8 protein-coding genes are annotated in these 8,153 nt (G+C 51.3%); 6 read left to right on the top strand and 2 right to left on the bottom strand.

The features are described 5' to 3' along the window. The first annotated feature begins 242 nt into the window (after window positions 1-242). The 6 genes from AC6F7T_RS13970 (at window position 243) to AC6F7T_RS13945 (ending at window position 6,246) form a co-directional block, all read left to right on the top strand. Window positions 243-710: a hypothetical protein gene (locus AC6F7T_RS13970; protein ID WP_500719837.1), complete on the top strand. Its 468-nt coding sequence runs from the start codon at window positions 243-245 to the stop codon at window positions 708-710. 922 nt (window positions 711-1,632) lie between these two features. Next, entirely contained in the window at window positions 1,633-2,010 is a 378-nt protein-coding gene (locus AC6F7T_RS13965; protein WP_500719835.1) for an SRPBCC family protein, read from the top strand. A gap of 4 nt (window positions 2,011-2,014) precedes the next feature. After that, window positions 2,015-3,130 (top strand): ADP-ribosylglycohydrolase family protein, encoded by a 1,116-nt coding sequence (locus tag AC6F7T_RS13960; RefSeq protein WP_500719834.1) that lies wholly within the window; start codon window positions 2,015-2,017, stop codon window positions 3,128-3,130. Between the two features lie 103 nt (window positions 3,131-3,233). Then, a complete protein-coding gene (locus AC6F7T_RS13955; RefSeq protein ID WP_500719832.1) occupies window positions 3,234-3,692 on the top strand; it encodes a pyridoxamine 5'-phosphate oxidase family protein in 459 nt (152 codons plus the stop codon). After that, the gene (locus tag AC6F7T_RS13950) at window positions 3,670-5,808 is read left to right on the top strand and encodes a PEP/pyruvate-binding domain-containing protein (RefSeq protein WP_500719830.1); all 2,139 of its coding nucleotides are present in this window, start codon (window positions 3,670-3,672) and stop codon (window positions 5,806-5,808) included. Before AC6F7T_RS13955 ends, AC6F7T_RS13950 begins: the two co-directional genes overlap by 23 nt. 237 nt (window positions 5,809-6,045) lie before the next feature. Beyond that, window positions 6,046-6,246: a hypothetical protein gene (locus AC6F7T_RS13945; RefSeq protein WP_500719828.1), complete on the top strand. Its 201-nt coding sequence runs from the start codon at window positions 6,046-6,048 to the stop codon at window positions 6,244-6,246. A 304-nt stretch (window positions 6,247-6,550) separates the two neighbouring features. On the opposite strand, the gene AC6F7T_RS13940 is transcribed toward AC6F7T_RS13945, so the two are convergent. Then, window positions 6,551-7,531, bottom strand: a complete 981-nt coding sequence (locus tag AC6F7T_RS13940) for a diguanylate cyclase domain-containing protein (RefSeq protein WP_500719826.1) — start codon at window positions 7,529-7,531, stop codon at window positions 6,551-6,553. Window positions 7,532-7,736: 205 nt separating this feature from the next. Further along, on the bottom strand, window positions 7,737-8,153 hold a 417-nt coding region (locus AC6F7T_RS13935; protein ID WP_500719824.1), incomplete at its 5' end, for a DUF4019 domain-containing protein.

Here is an 8,153-nt window from a genome sequence, read left to right as displayed (position 1 = left end):
TACAATGTAAGAGGATAACCGAATCAATGAGGAAGCATCGGTAGCCTTGGTATCTGATTGCCAATTTTTTCAACCCACTAGATACGGTGATAGGGTTCTAGTATGCTGTTGCCAATCAGGGTGCGCCTACTGCGCCGGGGTCAAGCTTATAATCGAACTTTTTTCTCAGCAACACTGAGTTTTGCATGATTGCAAGACGGGACCCCAAGTTTCTCGTATAATTTTGAAAAAGGGAATGTGCCATGCTAGTTAAAGCTCTGGTTAAAATTCTTTTTGGTCTTTTTCTCGCGGGTTCATTAGGCTTCGGTGGTACAATCATTGGCATGATAATTTCTTCGATGACATCCATCGAGGAACCGCCTGCCTTTGCTATCGGTGGTATTGTTGGTATCATCATCGGTATATATTTTGGTTTCAAATACGACTATGAAGCGGATAAAAAACAGTCTCAGGAAAAGTGGAAGGAAGCAAAAAGAAGGGTTGAGGAGCAACAAGAAATTGCAAAACAAGAGGAAGATCGGTTTAGAAAATTACCAAAGTGCCGTCGCTGCGCGGGTACCGGCTCAGTTCGTTGTCCAAAGTGCCATGGTACGGGCTATCTTCGTAATAATAATACATGTGATGTGTGCCGCCCTCATCTTAGTATATTTGGAGGGGGATCTGGGGAGGTGCAATGCGACTCTTGTGCTGGAACAGGTAAATGGGATTGAATGTTAAGATAGCCGGAATGCCTACCGACAATCACAGCATGCTCGATATGATGACCGACTGGTATCTAGGGTTTTTATCAAAAGTATTGCTTTCCATTTCTCAATAACGCTGGATATTGCCAATCAAAAAACTCCAGCCCCATTTTAGCTGGCGACTGCCTGTCCGAAAAATCACCATATCCCCGACATTTATAACCCCAACCTGATTTTGCTGAGTTGGACTTTCTCAATATTTGTTCTAATATCGTGTCCTACATCATCTATGATTTATCATACATAAACTCAATGATCTTTAGGTTTGGAAATGATAGGTGGTAGGTGCTTGAAGGAGCAGATGGATGAAGTGCAGTACTGGGGTTTAAACGGTCAAAACTGAGCGGTTCTGGCAAATAAAGAGGGGGAGCAAGAGGAACAAAATTTTCTTGTGGCAAAGGTCATGTTGACCCTGATCGTTACCCTCGGCAAATCAGCGGTTTTCCCGAGGGTAGCGGTCGTTTCGTCACAACGACTGTCACAGAATCGTCACAAGATTCCCTGCCAACGTCCTGAAGGAGGCGATGGAAAGCCAGTATGACCTGTTTTAGATGGGGTTGATACCTTCATCGGCTTTCCTTAGCTCCTTTCTGATAGACATTGATCATGCGACCGGTATCAGCGGGCTCCCCGGACAACAAGATCCTGAGCAGAGCGGTGCCAACTGAATCAACCTTCAACCCGTCCCAGCATGAATACTGACACAATCGTGGAGAAAAAATCCGAGTTTTCAGGGTCAGGGAGGGCAGATCCAACGGCCAAAACAATTTGCTCATAACAAACAATTTCAAACAGGAATCAACGCAGGGCAGATTGTCGAAAGATAAAGTTATGTATTATAGGTCAAATGTTCTAATTGTATAAATCAGAAACAGGGGTTGTCTATTCAATGCAGATCAGGCATGTCATCAGCGCATCGCCACAGCAGGTCTGGAACGTCCTGATCGATACCCATCAATGGCCGGTATGGGGACCTTCGGTGAAGGCGGTGAGAAGCCCCCGGCAATATATCGATGCCGGTCTAAAGGGACGTATCCAGACGGTCCTCGGATTCTGGGTTCCATTCGAGATCACTGATTTTGAGCACCTGCAATTCTGGAACTGGAAAGTTGCCGGCATCCCGGCGACCGGTCACCGCCTGAAGATCCTCGACCAGGATCGCTGTGAGTTAATCTTCGACATGCCTTTTGCTGCTTTTCCATATGCCCTGATCTGTCACCAAGCGGCCAGACGCATCGGACGTCTGGCGCAGAGCCAAAAAGGATGACTCCGTGAACCTGTCACAGAAAAAAGCCGCAGCAGCGCTTAAAAACATGTTTGTGGCCGATGCCCTCGCCATGCCGGTGCACTGGTTCTACAACCCGGCCGATATTGAAAAGGCCTTTCCCGGGGGCGTTACCCGCTTTGAAGCCGCTCCGGCCGTGCATCCCTCCTCCATCATGTCACTGCATTCAACCCGCGCTGGGGGACGCGGTAGTCAGGACAAAAACCGCCGCGAGCGGGAGATTGTCGGTGATGTGATCCTCAAAGGAAAACGCCCCTTCTGGGGGCAGCCCAACCAGCATTATCACCAGGGAATGCTGGCCGGGGATAACACCCTGAACGCTCACTGTGCCAGAGTACTGATCCGGGCTCTAACGGCCAATCGCGGACACTATGACAAACAACAATTTCTCGATGATTATATCGATTTTATGACCGCCTATCCGCCCCGGCATCCGGACACCTACGCCGAATCCTACCATCGTGGTTTCTTCGCCAATCTCGAAAGCGGCAAAGCCAGAGAGTTCTGCGCGGCCACAACTCACGACACCCCCTCCATCGGCGGTCTGGTGACGATTGCCCCGATTGTGTTCGCTGAGCGGTTGCGCGGGGTGTCAATAAATGCGGTGAAAGAGCATTGCCGGCAACATCTTTATTTGACCCACCCGGATGACATGTTGGCCAGGGTTTGTACTGATTACGTCCAACTGCTGGATGATCTATTGTTTCGCAACCCGGAGCAAACTGTCGCAGAAATACTTGCCCGTGCAGCCAAAAGCAGCTGCGGACTTGATGTTGAGGCCCTGCTGGAGAAGTCTCTTGATGACCGGTTTGTGGTTGGCAGGATGTTTTCCTCCGCCTGCTACATTACTGATTCCTGGCCAAGTGTCCTTTACCTGGCGTACAAATATGCTGCTGCCCCCAAACAGGCTCTGCTGGCAAATACCAATCTTGGTGGCGACAATGTTCACCGGGGGGTAGTCCTTGGTGCATTGTTGGGCGTGATGGCTGGCGAGCCCCTGAGTGGCTGGTTTGATCAGCTCACGCAGCACCTTGAAATTAACCAGGAAATTAACGCCTTACTGGCGACCTCAACGACTGAGGGGTGCGAGAATCGGCAGTAAAGGGCCAGAACGGTCCTGACTTTTTTCAGGCATAAAAGTGCCATGATCGGTTCATGATCATCCCCGAAAAAACAGGGTAAACACCAGGGCAAAGGAGAATAGCTTGGATAGTCTCAGGCAGCAGATTAATGACATTCTCAGCCGCCAGAATTTGGGTGTTCTGGCGACCAGTGCAAAGGGTCATCCATATACCAGTCTGGTTGGTTTTGTCGTGACAGACCAGTTGGATGAATTGTTGTTCGCTACCCATCGCGCGACACGAAAGTTTGGCTATCTGCAGGAAGATGCGCGGGTTTCGCTGCTGATTGATAGCCGCAGCAACCAGGTCGAAGATTTTCGTGAGGCCGTTGCCTTGTCTGCTATCGGTACTGCTCGTGAAGTGCCGACAGAGCAGCGGGACCGCCTGATGCAGCTGTTTCTAGCCCGCCACCCCTACCTTGCTGAATTCGTGCATTCGCCCGGCTGTGCCCTGTGCTTGATCAAGATCCAACGGTACAGTTTGGTGCAGCGCTTTCAGGATGTGCTGGAGCTTGATTTCGATGCACCGCATTCAACCCCTTGAGCGGCTGAGCGCCGCTGATTTACCCCAGTTCGGTGGTAAAACCCTGGCTCTGGCCGAACTGACCCGCCGTGGCTATTCGGTGCCGCAGTCCCTCGCCATTCCGTGCGACTGCTATCGCGATTATCTGCAGGCGACCGGATTGGGAGCTCGGCTGACCATGGAACTTGGCCGCAAGGCCTTTTCCCAGATGCGTTGGGAGGAACTGTGGGATGCGGCACTGCGGATCCGTAACCTGTTTCTGACGACCCCGATGCCGACATCCCTGGAAACGGAAATTTCTACCGCCCTCGACAGACATTTCCCGGAGCAACCGTTGGTCATCCGCTCCTCGGCCCCCGGCGAAGACTCTGCGAGCTGTTCCTTTGCCGGGCTGCACGATTCCTTCGTTAATATCCGTGGCAGGAAGGAGCAGCTACTGGCGATCCGCAAGGTCTGGGCTTCCCTATGGTCTGATCGAGCACTGCTTTACCGGCAGGAACTGGGGCTGACGGTCACCGACAGCAACATGGCGGTACTGATACAGGAGTTGATAGCAGGAGAAAAATCGGGGGTCGCTTTCAGTGTCGCTCCCGACAATCGCCGGCAGTTAATAGTCGAAGCAGTCTGGGGGCTCAATCAGGGGCTGGTCGACGGCAGTGTCGAACCGGACAGCTGGCACATCGACCGGTGCAGTTTGCGGACTGTCAGCTATCGCGCCGCGCCAAGCAGCCACAAGCTAGTGACTCGCGACGGGCACGTGCAGTTGGTTCCGCTTACGGCAACAGAGCAGAAACCGGTGCTGAGCGATGCCGATCTTGCCGTTGTTGTGCAGCGGGTCATGGCGTTAGAACAGGATTTTTCGGCTCCGCAGGATTGTGAATGGACCTGGCATAACGCGCAGCTGGTGCTGTTACAGGCGCGACCCATTACCACCGTTGTGTGGGAGGATGACCGCCTCTGGTACTTCAACCTGCACCGCAGTCTCATCAACCTCAAGCAACTGCAGCGCCGGATTGAAACCGACATTATGCCGGGAATGGAAGACGTGGCGGTTCAATTCGCCAAGGTCGACCTGACGAATCTGTCTGACACTATGCTCGAGGAGGAATTCAGGCAACGGGTGCAGCAGCAGCACTATTGGGAAGAAACCTATCGAAGTGACTGCATCCCCATGGCCCACGGAATTCGTCTCTTTGGTGAGTTTTATAATGATGCGCTACAGCCTCAAGATCCCTTCGAATTTCTCGAATTGCTGCGTGGTGGCGAGTTGCGGGCGTTGGCGCGCAACCGCAGAATGGCGGCTCTGGCTAAGCGCTGGAATGGCGGGGCTGACAGCTCAATCATGGCTGAGATCGATGCGCTTGCCGCTGAGCTCGGGCTGCTGCCGGATCAGCTTGGCAGACTGTTGTTACAATTAACTGATCAGCAACAGCCGCAGGTTTCACAGCACAGAGAAGATCTAGAGGACGCTTATCGCCGCCATTTTCTCTTGACAGAGTGGCCCCAGGCCGAGGAAATTCTCGCGATCGGTCGGGCCAGCTACCGTTTGCGTGATGATGACAATATCAGCCTGGCGCAATTGCATCGGGAAGTAAAACGCTGTGAAACGGAATTGCGCCGCCGTTTTACAGCGGGAAATAAACCTCAACTTGCAGCCCTGTTGGACGGGCCGGCCGATGGACAGAGCGGTTTGCGCAGCCCGCCGCCCGGCGACAGCAACGCAGGAGATCGAGCCGTCCGTGCCCGACAGTTACAAGGACAGCCGGCCAGCGCCGGGCTGGTAACGGCAGTTGCCCGGGTGATCCGCTCTGAACAGGATCTGGCCGAATTCAGGCGTGGTGAAATTCTCGTCTGCGATGCCATTGACCCAGTGATGACATTCATCGTACCCCTTGCCGCCGGCATCGTCGAGCGCCGGGGTGGCATGCTTATTCATGGTGCCATCATTGCCCGCGAGTATGGCATTCCCTGTGTTTCCGGTATTGCGGACGCCGCTGATATCATCAACAACGGCGATCTACTGACCATCGATGGCTACCTTGGCCTGGTCTTTTTTCCCGTAACATCGGGGCGTCTGGCGCCGTTACCATGGCCTCACCAGCTCCGCAAAGAACTGGATGACGCCGTTCGTCAGTAGCTAATATGCAGCAATCAACTCATGGTCCCTAAATTCTTCAAAACCTCCTTTCGTACCATTGATCGCACTTTTCTGTCACTGGTTCCACATCCTTCTTAGATTGACCTTAAGCCCGACAGACTACTAGCGACAACTATAATTTTTTTGTGTTTTTAGTTGACAGAAATCAAGCCCGTATTTAAATTTATAACAGTGTTTGATTTTTTTCGTGATTCAATTGAAAAGCAGGAGGTTGGAGTGAAAACTAGTATCTGGGTATTTTGTGTGTTGCTTTTAATGTTTATTGTTGCACCGGTATTGATGGTATTAACTTTTCTGGGTCCGATCGGTGCGGGATTTGGGACTGTATTCAAGTACTGCGTGCCGGTGGTGTTGTGTGGCGCTAGTGTTGCGGTCTTGATTTTTTATCGGCAGGGCGTGCAGGGAAATCAGGCTTAATTGAATCAAACTATACGCATGACCGTAAGCATCGTTCTGCGAGAGGGGTGAGATGGCTTGATGGCCCTGTCTCACAACTTGATGCTACGGAAGATTAGTGGTGATCAGCAGCGAGTGTTTCGTGTCAGCTATCTTGTCCGGTTGACGTCAAATTATGATGGCCGGTTGATGCAGCCGTTTTTTTCAGCATAATCGCTTGATAAAACAGTTCTGGATTTTGTTTTTCATCGTTTTCAGAACCAAATGTTTAATTGATCAGACATTACTGAATGCCCTGTATCATCAGAAATCCCAACCTGAATCGCTAGGCGGAGATGTTCGTGTTCTTATGGTCGCGGAAAATGGCATCGGAGTAGCAACAGTAGTTGTCTTTGCGGTGCGATTTAACATGGTACATGGCGATGTCTGCATTCTGGAGCAGCATATCCAGGTCTGTTCCGGTTGTTGGGTAGATGGCAATGCCAATGCTGAGTCGGAGATCTAGTTCGTGGCCGTTGATATGGAAAGGTTTGCGCACTTCCTTGAGGATTTTTTTCACAACAGTAGTAACACCGTGCTGACCAGTTACATCAGGCAGAAGCAGAGCAAACTCGTCACCGCCGTAACGGCTCAGGGTATCCTCAGCACGCAAACATGCCGAAATCCTTGTTGCCACCAGCTGTAGGACGCGATCACCAATGAGATGTCCGTGACTGTCGTTGATGGCTTTAAAAGAGTCCAGGTCCATGAACAATAGGGCAAATTTCCGTTCATTGCGTTGTGCATGGACCAGGGCTTGCTGGACCCGATCCTTGAAGAGTTGACGATTGGGGAGGTTTGTCAATGAATCATAATAAGCCAGATAATTGATATTTTTCTGCTCTTGCTGTGATTTCTGTTTTTCTTCAAAACGGTCCAGCGCCTTCGCGATCGTGGTGAGAAGTTCTTCAGGCTTATAGGGTTTGCAAATAAAATCATAAGCGCCCAAACGCATCGCTTCCTTGACCCAGGGAAAGGATGTCTCGCCGCTGATGACGATTATTTCAGAATCAAGACCAGCTTGATGATGAAACTCAAGAACATTCAATCCATTCGTGCCGGGCATCTGCAAGTCAAGGAGGATCAATTGAGGGGTGCTGTTCTGTAGTTTTCTGATCGCTTCATCACCGCCTGATGCCAACACGACACTTGTAAAGCCACTGATATGTAACAGTTGCTGTAGGCTCTTGAGCTGCGCTTGTTGATCGTCGACTACCAGCAATTCAACCCGGCCGATCGATTTTGTACACAGTGACGGCTCAAGCATTCAGGGTCATCCGTTCTTTTGCTGACATCGTTTTTTGTCCTTTTGTGGCTATCGATCTACTGGCATTCAGCAGTTGCTTTTAATAGCTGAGCCCAGCCAGGCAGACCTAAGGCAGGCGTTGCTGGTCTGTCAGGCCTTATCAGCCTGACAAACCCCCGCCTCCCATCTGGTTTTGCGTGGTTAGTTGATTCAACGATAATTATCGTCAGCGGATAGCGTATTCACAGACCTGCCACAAGCCGTTGTCTTGCTTCAGCAGAAGGATTTCTTTCGCTTGTGCCTTGTGCTCGGTACGGGCAGTGTACTGTACCAACCGATAGTCACCATCCGGCAGGTTCGGAAAGGTTGTCACAGAACGCACGGCAGTCAGTGTTCGCTCTTCGACTTTACCGAGCATGGCTTGGGAACGCTCCATCAATGTTATCCACTGATGTCGTTCGTTGGCCAGACGTAGCAGAGGCGACGCCTGATCATAGGCCTGCTCGAAAGCACTCACTTCAATCTGCCGAACAAATCCGGCAGATACCTGCTCAGCATCGGCTGACAGCAGGTTGGCAGTGGCGGTTGTTGCCAGCATGAAACAGCAGAGCATGGTCAAAACAATAGTGCGCATGCCCCCCCC

Source organism: Pelovirga sp., from assembly GCF_059864205.1.
The sequence above is the reverse complement of the archived record's forward strand: the minus strand, read 5'-3'. Positions and strand labels throughout refer to the sequence as shown.

Coding starts and splice junctions, on each gene's coding strand:
- AC6F7T_RS13970 (WP_500719837.1), top strand. CDS start 243: ATGCTAGTTAAAGCTCTGGTTAAAATTCTTTTTGGTCTTTTTCTCGCG.
- AC6F7T_RS13965 (WP_500719835.1), top strand. CDS start 1,633: ATGCAGATCAGGCATGTCATCAGCGCATCGCCACAGCAGGTCTGGAAC.
- AC6F7T_RS13950 (WP_500719830.1), top strand. CDS start 3,670: ATGCACCGCATTCAACCCCTTGAGCGGCTGAGCGCCGCTGATTTACCC.
- AC6F7T_RS13940 (WP_500719826.1), bottom strand. CDS start 7,531: ATGCTTGAGCCGTCACTGTGTACAAAATCGATCGGCCGGGTTGAATTG.